This window comes from Variovorax sp. V118, assembly GCF_041154445.1.
Classification (GTDB): domain Bacteria; phylum Pseudomonadota; class Gammaproteobacteria; order Burkholderiales; family Burkholderiaceae_C; genus Variovorax; species Variovorax boronicumulans.
In genome coordinates this window covers 4,131,951-4,146,949 of record NZ_AP028663.1, presented here as the reverse complement: position 1 = coordinate 4,146,949, position 14,999 = coordinate 4,131,951, and the positions used below count along the sequence as shown (strand labels likewise).

The window sequence follows — 14,999 nt, the reverse complement described above, 5'->3', positions numbered from 1 at the left end:
TCACCGTAGACGAGAGGCCTGTATGAAGGTTCTGCTGGTCGATGACCACGAGATCGTCTGGAACGGCACGCGCCTCCTGCTGGAGCGCATGGCCGCCGAGATCGAACCCGGCCGTCCCTTCCATTTCGACGCCGTGCGGGACGCCGAGCAGGCCTGCCAGCGCGACCCTGCCGGCATCGACCTGCTGCTGCTCGACTACCACCTGCCCCAGCTGTCCGGGTTGGCGGCGCTCAAGGCCGTGAAGGCGCATTTCGAGGCCACGCCCGTGTGCATGCAGTCGGCGGAAAGCTCGCCGCAGCGCGTGCGCGAGGTCATCGAGGCCGGCGCGGCCGGCTTCATTCCCAAGTCGTACCGGCTCGAGGACATGGAGGCGGCCCTGCGCGTGGTGCTGCGCCACAAGATCTACCTGCCGGCCGAGTTCGTGCTGGCCGACGACGTGACCCGCGCGCGCGACCCTGACGAGCTGCCGCGCGAGGACCTCGCCGGCTTCCTGCGCGTCGAACTGTCGCCGCGCCAGCGCGAGGTGCTGGCGCTGGCGATGCGGGGCATGCCGGTCAAGCTGATCGCGCGCCAGCTGCTGATTGCCGAGGGCACCGTGAAGGTGCACCTGTCGATGGTCTACCGGGCGCTCGGCGCGCGCAACCGCACCGATGCCATGTGCCGCGTCTTCGACGCGCAGGCGGCATGGGCGCTCGAGGCTGCGTGAGCATGCCGGCCGCGCTGGACGAACTGGACGAACGGCGCCTGCAGGTGGTCGCCGAGCAGGCCGTGGGGTTGCGCTGGCAGATCCTGCTCACCGCCGTCGTCGTCGCGGCCATCGTCTGGCGCGACGTGCCGACGCCCTGGGTGCTCGGCTGGTTCGCGGCAGTGATCGCCAGCCGCGAGTGGCGCGCCGCCGCGCTCGCGCGCATGGCCGCCGACCGCGCCCGTCCGATCGCCGCGCGGCTGCGCGCCACCGTGCACTGGAACGTGCTGATCGGTGCCTGCAACGGCTCCGCGGCGCTGTTCATGGCCCGGCTCGACCCGACGCTGGACGCGGTCCTCACGATGATCCTGGTGTCCTGGGGCGCGGGCGCCGTGTCCACCAGCGCGACCGTGATGCCCGCCTTCCTGGCCTACGCAGGGCTGCTCTTCGTGCCCACGGCGGCCATGTGGCTGGTGGCCGGCGGCTGGCTCGGCGGGGGCGTGGCCGCGCTGGTGCTGATGTTCTTCGGCGTGCAGACGCGCTTTGCCCGGCGCAACCTGCAGACCTTCGAGGAGTCGTTCGGCATCCGCGCCGAGAACCAGGCACTGGCCACCTCGCTGGAGTTCGAGCGCGCGCAGCTGGCCATCGCGCGCGACCAGGCGGTGCGCGCCAACAACGACAAGAGCCGCTTCCTGGCCGGCGCCAGCCACGACCTGCGCCAGCCCCTGCAGGCGATGGCGCTCAACGTGGGAGCGCTGCGCCACGTGGCGATGGCGCCCGATGCGCGCGCGATCGTCGAGGTGGTCGACAGCAGCCTGGAGCAGCTGCGCGCCATGCTCGACGCGCTGCTCGATGTCTCGAAACTCGACGCCGGCGTGGTGGTGGCCCAGCCGCAGCGCGTGCAGATCGACCGGCTGCTGACCGCCGTGATGGCCAGCTTCGGCGCCGCGGCGGCGGCGCGCCGGGTCGCGCTGCACACCGCCTGCCCACCCGGCCTGGCGGTGCGCACCGACCCCGACCTGCTGCGCCGCATGCTGGCCAACCTCGTGGACAACGCGATCAAGTTCTCGCCCGCGGGCGGGCAGGTCGAGGTGCGGGTCCGCACGCAGGACGCATCGGACGCCGAGGTCGAGCTGACCGTGCAGGACAGCGGCCCCGGCATCGCACCCGAGAACCACCGGCTCGTGTTCGAGGACCTGGTGCAACTCCAGGCGTCGGGCTCCGGCACCACGCCTGCCGCGGGACATGGCCTGGGCCTGGGCATCGTGCGGCGCATGGCCGAGCTGCTGGGCGTGCCGGTCGAGCTCGAGTCCCGCCTCGGCGCGGGCGCCTGCTTTCGCCTGCGGCTGCCGCGCGCCGCGCCTGTCGGTGCCGACGGCTGCGAGGGGGAGGGCGCCGGCGCGACGTGGAGCCTGGCCGGGCGCTGCGTGCTGGTGCTGGAGGACGACCCGATGGTGCGCGGCGCCTACCTCAACGCGCTGGGCGCGATGGGCTGCCGCGTGCTGTCCGCCGCCGCGCTCGACGAAGCGCTGGCGCAGGTCGACGAGCCCGATGCGGTGGTGCTCGACTGCCGGCTCGGCGGCGGCGTCTCGGGCTTCGATGCCGCCGGGCGCCTGCGCGCGCAGCGCTCCGCACAGCCTGCGCTGCCCATCGTCATGGTCACGGCCGACACTGACCAGGCAGTGGTCGAGGCGGCGCGACAGCAGGCGCTGCCGCTGCTGCGCAAACCTGTCGACGACCAGACGCTCGGCCGCGCGCTGGCCGCGGCCATCGGGCATTCCTGAATCCGCGATCCATTCCGCGAGGAGCCGAACATGAACGACGGTGGCCGCGACGATGACGATGTCCCCGGCGACCGCCTGCTCTCGCAGGGCGCCGAGGTGCTGGTGCGCGAGATCGCCGCGGCGCCGCCCGACGCGCTGCACTGCGATGTGCTGGTCATCGGCAGCGGCTACGGCGGCGCGGTGGCGGCGGCACGGCTGGCGGGCGCGCTGTCGCTGGACGCGGCGCCCGGCATTGCACCGGGCGCCGTGCCGATCAAGGTCTACGTGCTGGAGCGCGGCAGCGAATACCTGCCGGGCGAATTTCCGGCCACCTTCGCCGAGCTGCCGGGGCACGTGCGCTTCAGCATGCAGGACGGCCGGCCCGCGCGCGGCAACGCCTCGGGGCTGTTCGATCTGCGCCTGGGCGGCGAAGTGAACGCGCTGCTCGGCAACGGGCTGGGCGGTGGGTCGCTCATCAATGCGGCGGTGATGGAGCGCGCCACGCCCGATGCCTTCGAGGGCGGCGCCTGGCCCGGGGGCCTCGACCTCGCCGCGCTGGCGCAGGGCTACGGCAAGGCCGAGGCCATGCTGGGCCTGGAGCAGATCCCCGAGAGCGTGTCGAAGCTCGACTCCCTGCTGAAGGCCGGCGCGCGGCTGCATGCGGCGGGCGGCAAGGCCCATGTCGCCATCGCCTTCGCCGACGGCACGCGCACGCCGGCCCAGGTGGCGATGCACCGCTGCCTGCGCTGCGGCGACTGCGTGAGCGGCTGCAACCACCGCGCCAAGAAATCGCTGGACACCAACTACCTGGCGCTGGCCCATGCACGGGGCGCGCGCCTGTTCACCGGAGGCACCGCGCACCGCATCGCGGCCCTGCCGGGAGGCGGCGGCTATGCCGTCGAGTTCTTCTTCACCGACCGGCGCAAGGCACGCACCGACAACGCCCGGCCCTACGTGGTGCGTGCGCGGCGGGTGGTGGTGGCTGCCGGCACGCTGGGCTCCACCGAGCTGCTGCTGCGCTCCAGGGGCCCGGGCCTGCCCGTCTCGCTGGCGGTGGGCCGCGGCTTCTCGGCCAACGGCGACATGATCGCGGTGGCGGCGGCACAGAACGACGAAGCGCTGTCCAGCGCGCCCGAAGGCGAGGCGCCGGCACAGCGCGGCATCGGGCCGACCATCACCGGGCTGCTGCGCACCTGCGCGACGCAGGGCGAGCGCCCGCTGGTGATCGAGGAGTTCGCCATTCCCGCGCCGCTGCGCCGCCTGCTGGCCGAAGTGGTGACCACCACCGACGCGCTGCAGGCGCTCGCGCACATGGACCTCGACCTGCACGCGCCGGACGAAGGGCGCGATCCGCTGGCCGTGGACGACGACATGCTGCGCCGCACGCCGGTCTACGGAATGATGGGCGACGACGGGGCGGCCGGCCAGATCCGCTTCGTCGGTCATGGCGGCGAGGGCGCCGTGCTGGCCGACGCGCAGGTGCGTGTGGCGTGGCCGAAGGTGGCCGCGCTGCCCGTGTTCGAGGCGCAGATGCGCGCCCTGCATGCGGCCCACGATGGCGCGGGCGGACTCGGCGGGCGCGTGCTGGCCAACCCGCTGTGGAAACCGATACCGCCGTTCGGCAGCCTCGCCGACCTGGTCGGCCAGCTGGAGGGCGTGGGCTCGGTGCTGACCGTGCACCCGCTGGGCGGTTGCCGCATGGCCGACCGGTGCGAGGGCGGCGTGGTCGACAGTTGGGGCCGCGTCTACGACGGCGCTGCGGGTGCTTCTGCTGCGCCGTCGCTGCTGCCGGGCCTGGCGGTGCTCGACGGCTCGATCGTGCCGGTGTCGCTCGGCATCAACCCCTCGCTCACCATCGCCGCGCTGGCCGAGCGCGCGGTGCCCGTGCTGGCCGAGGACTGGGGCCTGGCGCTGGCCGGTTCGCCGCAGCCGCCGCCGTCGCCGTCGCAGCGTCCGTTGCGCCGCGACCTGACCCGTCCTCGCGCGCCCGCGCCCACGCGCGTCTCGCTGCGCGAGCGCATGACGGGCCGCGTGCACATCGGCGGCCAGGCCTTTGCGCTGAGCGCCGAAGTCGAATTCGAGCCGTTCGACGTGCCGTCCCTGCGCGCGACGCCGCGCGTGCTGTCCCAGCCGGTGGTGGTCCTGCGCTTCGGCAAGGGCGACGACGCGCCCGTCGCGCATTGCACCGGCACCGCATCGATGCTGGTGCGCGAGAAGAGCGACAGCATCGCGCGCATCCTGCGCAGCCACGGATTGGCCCGCAAGAAGCTGCTGGCGCTGGTGGAAAGCCTGCTGGACGCGCGCGCCGCATCGGCCGGCGGCGCGATCGATGAGGACGATGCCGTCTTCGAAGGCCCCGCCATGGCCGACCTGCTGGCGCTGTGCTCGCACCTGGGGCAGGTGCGCCTCATCGAGTACGACTGGACGGTGGCGCGCATCGCGCACGGCGCGCCGCTGAAGGAGGGCGACCGGCTGCGGCTCACCAAGCGCATCGCGTTCGTCGAAGGCGGCAACCCGTGGCGGCAGCTGAGCGAGGGCGAGCTGCAGCTGCTCGGCCCCGATGCGCCGAAGCCGCTGGGCCGGCTGGTGCTGGACCCTTCGTACTTCGTCGAGACGTTGCAACCCCTGCTGCGCGTCGAGCACCAGCAGGACATGCCCAACCAGCTGGCGGACCTGGCCGAGCTGGCGCTGTGGGTGCTGCGCATCGTGCTGCAGGTTCATCTGCTGAACTTCGTGCCGCCGCCCGACTCGCCGCAGCACGGCTGGGAGCGCCTGCCCGGCGAGGTGTACGGCGTGCGGCCCGAGCCTGTCGAGCTCGTCACCGCGGCGGGCCCGGGCAGCGCGCCGCCGCGGCTGCTGTCGCGCTACCACCCGCCGGTGCGCCGCGCGGGCACGCGGCCCGTGATGCTGATCCACGGCTACGGCGCAAGCGGCTCCACCTTCGCGCACAGGAGCATCCCCGGCAACCTGGTGCACAGCCTGCTCGCGGCCGGGCGCGAGGTCTGGGTGCTCGACCTGCGCACCAGCATCGGCTTTCCGAACCGGCTTCGGCGCTACTGGTCGTTCGACGAGGTGGCCGAGACCGACATTCCGGACGCCCTGCGCACCGTGCAGGCGGCATATGCGACACCCGACGAAGCGGCGCCCGTCCAGGTCGACGTGGTGGCGCATTGCATCGGCGCCGCCATGTTCAGCGTGGCGGTGCTGCGCCTGCCGGGGCTGCATGCGTCCATCGGCGCGGTGGTGCTGTCGCAGGTGGGGCCGCTGCTGCGTGCCACGGCCTTCAACCGCTTCCGGGGCTATGTGGCGGGCTACCTGCAGCAGTTCATCGGCATCGACGAGTTCGACACGCGACCCGCGTTCACGCGCATGAAGCGCCTGCTCGTCGACGGCTTGCTGGCGACCTTTCCCTACCCCGACGACGACGGCGAGGCCGAGCGTCTGCGCGAGGCGCCGGGCTTCGCGGCCGTTCGGCATCGGGCCGACGCCATCTTCGGCCAGACCATGCGGCTGCACAACATCGGCAAGGACACGCTCGATGCGCTCGATTCGATCTACGGCTTCGTGAAGGTGCGCGGCCTCGCCCAGGTCGGCAACTACGCCCGCGAAGAGGTGCTGACCGATGCCGGCGGGCAGGGCCATGCGGTGGGCTTCGAGCAGGTCGGCCAGCGCTTCGGCTTTCCGGTGTTCATGCTGCACGGGCAGCGCAACGCGGTGTTCGACTGGCGCGGCTCGTACGAGAGCTTCTGGCTGCTCAAGCGCGTGTTCGGCAAGGACGAAGGCCTGCCGCGGGAGCCTCCGCAGCTGCCGGAACCGTCGGACGCTTCGAAGCCTTCCGGGGGCGACCTGTTCCTCGGCGAAGGTACCCCGCACCAGCTGCTGGTGCTCGGTGACTACGGCCACCAGGACACGCTGATCGGCGAGAAGGCCTGCATCGACGTGTTCCCGCACATCGTGCGCTTCCTCGAAGCCTTCGACCACAAGCCCGGCCGCGGCCATCCGGTGCCGCCCGACTGGCGGGCCAGCCTGCCGTGGACCGGCCCGTGGCTCGGTCACGCGAGCCGCGCGGCGGGCAACGCGGGCCGGCTGCATTGCCGGCTGGCGCTGCGTCCGCCGCCCGCGCATGTGTCGGCGCGCGCCGTGGTCTTCGTGCCCGCGTGGCGCCGCGACGGGCGCTGGTGCTTCGACTTCGAATGGATGGTGGGCCTGGAGACCACGCGCGAAGAGCTCCTGCGGGAGGCGGTGGAGATCGACCTGTTCGACGACCGGCTCGCCGACTACCAGGGCTTCGCGGTGCTGACGGCGCACGACGACCTGCCCATGGCGCGCGGCCCCCTCGAGGTGCTGGGCCGGCGGCTGCCGGCCGGGCTGTTCGCGCAGCCGCAGGACGAGCCCATCGAGCCCATCCGCAACCAGGTGATGAAGACGCTGGACGCCGCCACCGACGCGCAGCGCGAGCGCGCCGTGGTGCGCCTCGACCCCGCATGGACCGGCGCCGTGCAGCGCGAGGGCGAGCCCGCGCAGGCCTCTCTGTGCTTCGTGCTCGCCAGTTGCCAGTACGTGCCGGGCCTGGTCGACCGGGTGCCCGCGCAGGCGTCGTACCGGCGGCTCGCACAGCGGCTCGAGGTGCTCGCGCCGCCGCACAAGCCGCAACTGCTGGTGCTGGCCGGCGACCAGGTGTATGTCGACCAGACCGCCGGGCTCTTCGTGCCGGCCGGCGGCGACGACGTCGGCCAGGCCTATGCGCTCACCTTCAGGCTGGAGGCGCTGCGCCAGGTGATGGCCTCGCTGCCGACCTGTCCGCTGCTCGACGACCACGAGGTGATGGACGACTGGGAGCCGGGCCCCGACCCCTGTGGAACGCCGGCCGTGCGCGCCGCGCTCGACGGCTACGTCGCGCAGCAGCACAAACTGGTGCGGGGCATCGGCCCGCACCGCGACCCGCGTCCCTTCGACTACCGCATGGCGCCGGCCGGTTTCCCGTTCTACATGCTCGACACGCGCAGCACGCGGCAGCGGCGGGCGCTGCGCACGGACGCGCAAGCCGTGCCGCTGGACCAGGCGGCGATCCGCGCCGGGGCCGACATGGGCGACCTGAAGAAGTGGCTCGAGGCCGCGCCCGCCGGGCTGCCCAAGTTCATCGTGTCGCCGGTGGCGCTGTTCCCGATGCCGCGCGCGGCGGTCTTCGGCGACCCGGCGCAACGCCTGGGGATGGACGACTGGAGCGGCTACCCGGCCTCGCAGCGCGCGCTGTTCGAACTGCTGCGCGACACCACCGTGCGCCACGTGGTGGTGCTGTCGGGCGACCGCCACATGTCGAGCGTGTCGAGCCTCTGGCTGCAGGCGGCGGGTGGGCCGGTGGAGGTGATCTCGGTCGTGTCCTCGGGCCTGTATGCGCCCTGGACCTTCGTCAATGCGCGGCCCGACGCGTTCTGGCTCGACGGCCAGGTCGAGCTCGGCGCCGTGCCGGGTGCCTTCGGCGCCACCATGGTCACGGCGGCCGCGGGCACCGGCAACGGCTTCGCCGTGCTGCAGGTGGAGCGCGGCGCCACCGGCCATTGGCGGATCGGCGTCACCCTCGACCTGGACGACGGGCTCACGCAGTGCCTTCGCGACCTCGATCCGGCCGGCGGTGACTGGACGGTGCAGGGGCCGGCGCGCTTCGCACGCAAGCAGCGCCTGTGATCCGCGGCAGCAGGCAGAAGAAACGGGCCCGCGAAATCGACAGGCCGTTTACAGGCACCGTACGCACGACACAGTGCCATACAAGCCACCGCACAGTTGCCTTCACAGTGCTCTTCCGCCGTCGTCGGCGCCGTTGCCACGGAGTTTGCGTAGGCCACCCACAACGCCCTTCGGCCACCTTGCCGAGGGGCCATCGGAGCACAAGCCGTGTCGTCGCAGAAAAAGAACGCCGCCTTCCTCGTCTCGACCTCGGGCCACCGCCTCCCGGCGTGGCCGTGGCGTGCAGGAAGAAGCAGGCCTCGTTCGCGTACGCCGGCTGGATCTGGCGCGCAGAAAAGTAGCGCTTTTTAGTTAATGCCATGTAACGCCATCGGGCGTTACCGACAGGCCAACCAGGCGCTTGGACGCACGCGCTCGGCTGAACGCATGCCGATTGCGCGACGTCAGAGGGGCATGTCATGTTCACCCGTTACGCCATCCGCGCGCTGCTGTGCATCGCCGTCGTGCCGGCCATCTCCGAGGAGCCCGCACCCATCCATGGCCGCGTGTTCCTGAGCAAAGCCGAGGTCGAGAACACCTTGATCGGCAAGCCCATCGTCTCGAGCAATCTGTCGACCGGCATGGTCTCGCGCTGGCAGTTCTATTCGGATGGCCGCGTCGACTTCGTCAACCAGAGCGGACCGGGCAAGGCGTCGGGCAAATGGGTTCTCAACGCCGACGGCTCGATGTGCGTGACGATGATTTCTCGAACCGGGTGCCGCTACTGGTTCAGGAACGAAAAAGACGGTGCCATTGCGAATGCCAGGACCAGGGAGCCGAATGCGCCGACCGTGGCCGAGATACGGTTCGAGTGATGGTGCGGGACAGCGCCCTCAACGTCCTCAACGCGCCGGTGGTGAAAGCGCACGCATCCAGCGTTCGCGCTCTTCGTCTTCCAGCGCCAGCAGGCTCTCGGGCGAACCGCCGCCGCCGACCACGCGAAGGTCTTGCAGTTGCTTGCGCACCTCGGGCGTGGCAAGCACCTGGGCCACGGCCTCCTGCAAGGTGCGATTGGATGCGGCCTCCGAATTCGCGGGCGCCCAGAGGCTGAAGTGGTCGTAGGTCGTGTAGCCGGCCAAGGGTGCGCTCGAGCCCAGCGTCGGCCACGGAACACCTTCAAAGCTTTGCGGGTGCGCCGGGTCGGCGGTGGTGCCCAGCACACGCAACTGGCCGCGTCGCACGGCGACCGCCACGCCGTTCACGGGCGCGAACAGCAGGTCCACCGCGTGCTCCTTGGTAATGACGTCCGAGTCGGGGTACATGCCCTTGAAGACCACGCGCTGCACGTCGACGCCGCTCGCTGCGCGGAACTGGCCGAAGGCGAGGTGGCCCGTCCAGCCGTCGTCGCCCGTGCCGATGCGCAGGCTGCCCGGGTGGGCCCGTGCGTAGGCCAGCAGGTCGTCCGTGCTGTGAATGCCCAGCGTGTCGGCCTTCGTGCTGTCGATGGCCAGCACCAGAGGCTCCGATGCCAGCAGCGTGACGGGGCGAAGGGAATGCATCAGCGCGTCGATCGGCGCGGCCTGGTGCACGCCCTCGATGCCTCCGCGCGGCAGCCGCAACGCCGCGAGCAGGACCTTCTCGTTGCCGCCCTCCGTCATCAGCCGGCGATAGTCGGCCTCGGTGGCTTTCGGCACGTGATCGACCTGCACGCTGCGTCCCAGCAGGGTGGGCAAGTGGCTGGCCAGCATCTCGGCATAGTGGCCGCTGCGGCCACCGGGCGGAACCAGCACGGTGACGTGCAGCGCGGGCTGCGGCACGGCGGCAAGCCATTGCCCTGCATCGTTCATCAGGCCATAGCGTAATTCCCACGCGCCGCCCGTGGACGCGTTGCGCACCAGTGCGTCGACCACCCAATGGCGGCCCACGCGGTGGAACTGCCGGATGATCGGCCGTTCGTCCTGCCACCCGGGCGGCCGCCAGTCCTGCGGGAACGGGCCCGAGACGACGGCGTAGCCATGACGGAACCGGCGCGCGGATTCGAACTGCGGCGCGATCGCCCATTGGCCCCGCGCGTTCTGGTAGCCCCATCGGCCGGTGGCCGCGTCCTTGACCGGCCGCAGCGCGGCGCCGGCATTGCTGCTGCCATGCAGTCGTTGCCAGCGACACACCTGCGGCGTGCCGGCGTTGCGCTGGAGGTCCAGCCCGGCGGCAGTGCACAGCTGGATGCGCCGCTGGGCGGTTGCGTCGGGCCGCTCGCCGAAGATGAACGGAATCACCATGCGTCCTCGCGCGTCGATCAGGCCCGAGCCGGTGGAGCCGGGCGTCACCATCTGCCGCTTGTAGTCCATCCACCGTGCAGTGGTGATGTCCCGCGGCGGGGCGGGGGGGCGCCACTGTCCCCGTGCATCGCGCAAGCCGGGCTGTGCGAACACCGTGTCCACCTGAAGTTCGGAGGGCACGGGCCTGGATCCGTCGGGCATCAGGTAAGAGAGGGCGGCGGGGGAGTCGAGGGAGATCGTGTCCTTGCCATCGCAACTCACGGGCGGAACGGCCCACTGGCCTTGCGCATCGATGCGCCCGTTGGCCGTGGTGGTCCGCAGTCCGCCGCCGGGCTTTCGCTCCACCAGCCACACCCGGTGCAGCGGCTGCAGTGCGGGATTGAGGGAGATGTATTCCTGCCGCACGACCTGCCAGCGTCCGTCGCAGAAGCTGCGCGCCGCCGGCGAAAGGAAAAGCACGCGCCCGTCGAGGGCGTCGAACAATGCGGGGGCGCGCTCGCTGTGCTTGCCCGGATTCAGGCTCAGCCAACGCGCCCGTTCGATCAGGTTGGGGGCGATGCCGATGGTGAAGGTGAAGATGTCTTCCCACGGCGGCGTTGGTGCATCCACTGGCTGCAGTTGCCAGGTCGGCTGCATCGGCAACGCGCGTTCCGGGTTGGCGTACAGCGCCTGGTAGGTCGGTGGCGCTGCGCGGGCCGGACCGAGGGCGATGCCGAGCCACAGCAGGGCGGCAAAGAGACGCAGCCGCTTCATCGGGCGAGCGAGAAACAAGGGCTCAGCCTCGGGTCGTGGCCGTAGACGGAGGCCATTCCATCGCAGGCATCGCAGTTCGCCGAGGCGCTCGCGGTTGAACGCGCGGCGGCTGTCTGCCTGCTTGAACGATTTGTGGGCCCTCGCTCAAACTTCGTATGCATAGATGCAATTGAGCTCAGCCCCTTTCAGCGCGGATTGAAAGGGCTTAGGCGCATTCTTGAGGATGGCGCCAAAGCTGGCGTTGAGTTTGCCGGCACCCATGCTGCCTTTGTACTTGATGCTCTTGGGCTTGGCTTGAAGCTGGAGCTTGTTCGAACCGGACAGCGCAGCCTCCAACCTGAAGACGCCATGGCGGAAATCGGTGGACTCGGAGGTTTCCGCCTGGGGTGAAACCAGGCGCATGGTTTGCCCGCCATAGGAGAGCTTCAGATCGACCTCCACGATGGAGGCGGGAACATCACCCACCAAGGTGAGTGCCTGCCCCGCGTGATTCCCCGTGCAGTTCAGTCGCGCCGTATTGGCACCTGCGAGGGCCTGACCCGAGAGGGCGAACAGCAACACGAGGGTGCAAAGAGGAAATATTTTTCTCATAGGTTTTCCAAGGCACTGACGCGATGTGTCCCGCACGACCTGCGAGACAGGCTGGGCAGCGCGAACATGCCGGTCACGGGCTCCTCCACAAAAACGTTTCTGATCATAGGCGGAGCCATTCGCCGCGGATGCTCCGCTTCTCATCGCTTTCCGCGCCCCCACTGGTCCGCCCAGGCTGACAACGGCTTCAGCGCCTTCGAAAGCCGCCGCCCTTCGTCCGTCAGTCGATAGCCACCCTCGGCATGTTCGACCAGATCGACTTCCCTCAGTTCGGTGAGCCGCGTGTTGAGCAACCGGGTGTTCGTCTCGCACGCGTCCTGCAGGGCCCTGAAGGTCAGCGAGCCCTCCCGAAGTTCCCAGAGCACGCGCAGCGCTGTGCGCCGGCCCAGCAGGTCCAGCGCGACCATGAGGGGGCGGCCGGTGGTGGAACCGCGAACTGGGTGGCCGATGCGAGGTGTTGTCATGCTTTACTTTATACAGCAGCGAGCCTACGATGGCGTGGCCCTTGAATCAGGAGTCTGCATGCCCGCACGCATCGAGCCAGCAACGCCACCATTCGGTGAAGACATTTCCAGGTCACTCGACAGGGTGATGAAGGGACAGCCCCCCTTGCGGCTGTTCACGACCTTGGCACGCGACCCGCGTCTGTTTCAGAAGTTCTTTGCCGGCGGGTTGCTGGACAAAGGCCACCTGAGCATCCGACAGCGCGAGATCGTGATTCACCGCACCACGGCATTGTGCAAATCCGAATATGAATGGGGCATCCATGTCACGGTCTTCTCGAGGCTCGCTGGCCTGACGCCAGAGCAGGTTCAGGCGAGCGTCACGGCTTCGGCGAACGACGCCTGCTGGTCGGCCGAGGACCAGGTGCTTCTGCGCCTGTGCGACTCCTTGCACGCGCACGCCGACATCGACGATGGCCTGTGGGACGCGTTGCGAACGTACTTCAGCGAAGAAGCCATCATCGAACTGCTGATGCTGGCCGGCTTCTATCGCACCGTCAGCTACCTCACGAACGGGCTGCGCCTGCCCCTGGAAGCGTCGGGCGCACGATTCCCCGCTTGAGGCTGTCAACCAGCGTGCAACCCCAGGAGAAATCTCGATGATCAAGGTCAGTGTCATGTACCCCTACGCCGCAGGCGCGCGATTCGATCACGCGTACTACCGCGAGAGGCACATGCCCATGATGAAAAGACTGCTCGGCGCTGCGTGCCTGTACTACATGGTGGACAAGGGCATCTCGGGGCGTGGTGTGGGCACCGACCCTGCGTACATCGCCAAGTGCGACTTCGTCTGCACCTCTGTCGACGCTTACCGGGCAGCCTCTGCCCAGCACCAGGAGGAGATCCGGGGCGACATCGCCAATTACACGGACATTCAACCCGTGGTGCAGATCAGCGAGGTGGTCGTGGAGCGTTCGGAGGCCTGAATTCCCTCCGAGCACGGGGCGTCGGCATGGAGGACAAGCCAATGAGTACGGACAGCCGCATCATCGTTTCGCTCGACTTCCCTGCCGCCGCATTGGCGGCGGACCTCGTGAAGCAACTGGGCGCAGCGACCACGCACTACAAGGTCGGCCTGCAGCTGCTGACCGCGGCGGGACCTTCGGTCGTCCGCGAGCTCGCAGAGGCAGGGAAGAGCGTTTTCCTGGACCTCAAGCTGCTGGAAATTCCCAGCTCGGTGGCGGGTGCGGTCACCGCAGCCGGACATCTGGGTGCGTCGATGGTGACGGTGCACGCCTCAGGCGGTTCCGCCGTGCTTCGCTCGGCCGTCGAGGCCGCGAGCCAGTTCCCTCAACTGAAGGTGCTTGCGCTCACGGTCATCACCAGCATGAGCGACCAGGACTTGGAAGAGGTGGGCGTCGCCTCGACGGTTCCAGAGCAGGTCGCACGGCTGGGCCGTCTGGCCGCCGCGGCCGGTTGCCATGGCGTTGTTTCGTCGCCATTGGAGGTGAGGCTGCTTCGCGAGATCCTGCCGCCCGATGCCCTGATCGTGACGCCAGGCACGCAGCTCCCAGGCGATGAAAAGAATGACCACGCGCGGGCTGCGACGCCCTCGCAGGCTATCGGGGCTGGCGCGACGCACGTGGTCATCGGCCGCCCGATATCGCGTGCCCCAGATCCTGCAGCCGTGTTCGCCGCCGTGCGCGCAGAACTGGCTACCGCCATCCAACAACACTGAAGCGGTCAGGCGGGTTGGGGCTGGCACTTCCCCGCAGCGCCTGAACGGCCAGCACCACAGCCACGCTCATCGTGCGCAGGACACCGGGTGCTTCCCGCAGCGAAATCAAGGAGGAGGCCGCAGGCCGGGGGACATTCGCGCAGCGAAGTACCCGGTGGCCTGTGCACGCGCCCTGAAGAGTTTCAGCGCAGCGCTTCGACCAGATCGAGCACCATGCGATCCGGCCCGAAGACCTCGACCCCGTGCGCCAGCAAGGCATCCACAGCCTGCGCAATGCCATGGCTCGAAGAAGACTGCTCCGCCATGTCGTTGTAGTACCCCAGGTCCTTCTTCGCATTCGCCATCGAGAACTTCAGCGAATCGGTGCTGCCCGTCAGCAGCTTGGGCTTGAGGCGTTCCAGCGCCACGCCGTTGCCGCCGCCCTTGGCGAGCACGTCCACGAACACCTCGGGCTTCACGCCGGCGCGTTGTGCGCAGGCCGCGGCTTCGCACAGCAGCGCCACGGTGCCCAGCGACACGAAGTTGTGCAGCAGCTTCATCGCATGGCCCGCGCCCACATCGCCGACGTGCGTGACGTTCTCGGCAAAGCAGCGCAGCAGCGGCAGGCACGAGGCCAGCACTTCGGCGTCGCCGCCCACCAGCAGGTTCAGGCGGCCTTCGGCGGCCTCCTTGGCGGTGCGGGTCATCGGGGTGTCGAGGAAGCGGCCACCCTTGGCGTGCACGGCCTCGGCCACCTTGGCGGTGGAGGCGGGCACGGCGGTGGAGCAGTCGATCACCACGGTGCCGGGGCGCAGCGTGCTCAGCGCGCCGTTGTCGCCCAGCATCACGGCCTCGACCTGCGGCGTACCGGTGACGCACAGGATCAGCACATCGACCTGCGCGGCCAGCGTGGCCACGTCTTTGACCGACGTGGCGCCGGCTTTCAGCAGGTCGTCGATCGGCTGGTTGCCCGCGTGCTCCAGTACGGTGAGCTGGTGGCCGTGCTTGACGATGTTGCTGGCGATGCCGTGGCCCATGAGGCCGACGCCGACGAGGCCGACTTTGCGCGAGGTTTGTGGTTGCTGTTCAGTGGTGGTCATGAAT

11 protein-coding genes are annotated in these 14,999 nt (G+C 69.8%); 7 read left to right on the top strand and 4 right to left on the bottom strand.

What is annotated here, in order from left to right; genetic code table 11:
• Positions 1-22: 22 nt before the first annotated feature.
• From ACAM52_RS19245 to ACAM52_RS19230, 4 genes are all read left to right on the top strand, one after another.
• Positions 23-706, top strand: coding sequence for a response regulator transcription factor (locus tag ACAM52_RS19245; protein ID WP_070061668.1), 684 nt, complete (start codon positions 23-25; stop codon positions 704-706).
• Positions 707-708: 2 nt separating this feature from the next.
• Complete coding sequence (locus tag ACAM52_RS19240) at positions 709-2,469, top strand: ATP-binding protein (protein WP_369647753.1); 1,761 nt, start codon at positions 709-711, stop codon at positions 2,467-2,469.
• Positions 2,470-2,499: 30 nt separating this feature from the next.
• Positions 2,500-8,133 (top strand): alkaline phosphatase D family protein, encoded by a 5,634-nt coding sequence (locus ACAM52_RS19235; RefSeq protein ID WP_369644319.1) that lies wholly within the window; start codon positions 2,500-2,502, stop codon positions 8,131-8,133.
• A gap of 458 nt (positions 8,134-8,591) precedes the next feature.
• On the top strand, positions 8,592-8,987 hold the full coding sequence (locus tag ACAM52_RS19230) for a hypothetical protein (RefSeq protein ID WP_369644318.1): 396 nt from the start codon (positions 8,592-8,594) through the stop codon (positions 8,985-8,987).
• A 27-nt stretch (positions 8,988-9,014) separates the two neighbouring features.
• On the opposite strand, the gene ACAM52_RS19225 is transcribed toward ACAM52_RS19230, so the two are convergent.
• The 3 genes from ACAM52_RS19225 to ACAM52_RS19215 all read right to left on the bottom strand — a co-directional run bounded on the left by ACAM52_RS19225 (position 9,015) and on the right by ACAM52_RS19215 (position 12,142).
• On the bottom strand, positions 9,015-11,144 hold the full coding sequence (locus ACAM52_RS19225) for a tripartite tricarboxylate transporter substrate-binding protein (RefSeq protein ID WP_369644317.1): 2,130 nt from the start codon (positions 11,142-11,144) through the stop codon (positions 9,015-9,017).
• 144 nt (positions 11,145-11,288) lie between these two features.
• Positions 11,289-11,705 (bottom strand): hypothetical protein, encoded by a 417-nt coding sequence (locus tag ACAM52_RS19220; protein WP_369644316.1) that lies wholly within the window; start codon positions 11,703-11,705, stop codon positions 11,289-11,291.
• Between the two features lie 170 nt (positions 11,706-11,875).
• On the bottom strand, positions 11,876-12,142 hold the full coding sequence (locus ACAM52_RS19215) for a helix-turn-helix domain-containing protein (RefSeq protein ID WP_206167852.1): 267 nt from the start codon (positions 12,140-12,142) through the stop codon (positions 11,876-11,878).
• Between the two features lie 115 nt (positions 12,143-12,257).
• Between ACAM52_RS19215 and ACAM52_RS19210 the strand changes: the two genes are divergently transcribed.
• From ACAM52_RS19210 to pyrF, 3 genes are read left to right on the top strand one after another with little or no spacing between them, the layout of a single operon-like run.
• On the top strand, positions 12,258-12,800 hold the full coding sequence (locus ACAM52_RS19210; protein ID WP_369644315.1) for a carboxymuconolactone decarboxylase family protein: 543 nt from the start codon (positions 12,258-12,260) through the stop codon (positions 12,798-12,800).
• A gap of 37 nt (positions 12,801-12,837) precedes the next feature.
• The gene (locus tag ACAM52_RS19205; RefSeq protein WP_369644314.1) at positions 12,838-13,164 is read left to right on the top strand and encodes an EthD family reductase; all 327 of its coding nucleotides are present in this window, start codon (positions 12,838-12,840) and stop codon (positions 13,162-13,164) included.
• 41 nt (positions 13,165-13,205) lie between these two features.
• A complete protein-coding gene (gene pyrF, locus ACAM52_RS19200; protein ID WP_369644313.1) occupies positions 13,206-13,916 on the top strand; it encodes an orotidine-5'-phosphate decarboxylase in 711 nt (236 codons plus the stop codon).
• A gap of 182 nt (positions 13,917-14,098) precedes the next feature.
• Here pyrF and ACAM52_RS19195 read toward each other — a convergent pair whose 3' ends face one another.
• On the bottom strand, positions 14,099-14,995 hold the full coding sequence (locus ACAM52_RS19195; protein WP_369644312.1) for an NAD(P)-dependent oxidoreductase: 897 nt from the start codon (positions 14,993-14,995) through the stop codon (positions 14,099-14,101).
• Positions 14,996-14,999: the final 4 nt, after the last annotated feature.

Coding starts and splice junctions, on each gene's coding strand:
- ACAM52_RS19210 (WP_369644315.1), top strand. CDS start 12,258: ATGCCCGCACGCATCGAGCCAGCAACGCCACCATTCGGTGAAGACATT.
- ACAM52_RS19240 (WP_369647753.1), top strand. CDS start 709: ATGCCGGCCGCGCTGGACGAACTGGACGAACGGCGCCTGCAGGTGGTC.
- ACAM52_RS19225 (WP_369644317.1), bottom strand. CDS start 11,144: ATGAAGCGGCTGCGTCTCTTTGCCGCCCTGCTGTGGCTCGGCATCGCC.
- pyrF (WP_369644313.1), top strand. CDS start 13,206: ATGAGTACGGACAGCCGCATCATCGTTTCGCTCGACTTCCCTGCCGCC.
- ACAM52_RS19235 (WP_369644319.1), top strand. CDS start 2,500: ATGAACGACGGTGGCCGCGACGATGACGATGTCCCCGGCGACCGCCTG.
- ACAM52_RS19230 (WP_369644318.1), top strand. CDS start 8,592: ATGTTCACCCGTTACGCCATCCGCGCGCTGCTGTGCATCGCCGTCGTG.
- ACAM52_RS19245 (WP_070061668.1), top strand. CDS start 23: ATGAAGGTTCTGCTGGTCGATGACCACGAGATCGTCTGGAACGGCACG.
- ACAM52_RS19205 (WP_369644314.1), top strand. CDS start 12,838: ATGATCAAGGTCAGTGTCATGTACCCCTACGCCGCAGGCGCGCGATTC.
- ACAM52_RS19215 (WP_206167852.1), bottom strand. CDS start 12,142: ATGGTCGCGCTGGACCTGCTGGGCCGGCGCACAGCGCTGCGCGTGCTC.
- ACAM52_RS19195 (WP_369644312.1), bottom strand. CDS start 14,995: ATGACCACCACTGAACAGCAACCACAAACCTCGCGCAAAGTCGGCCTC.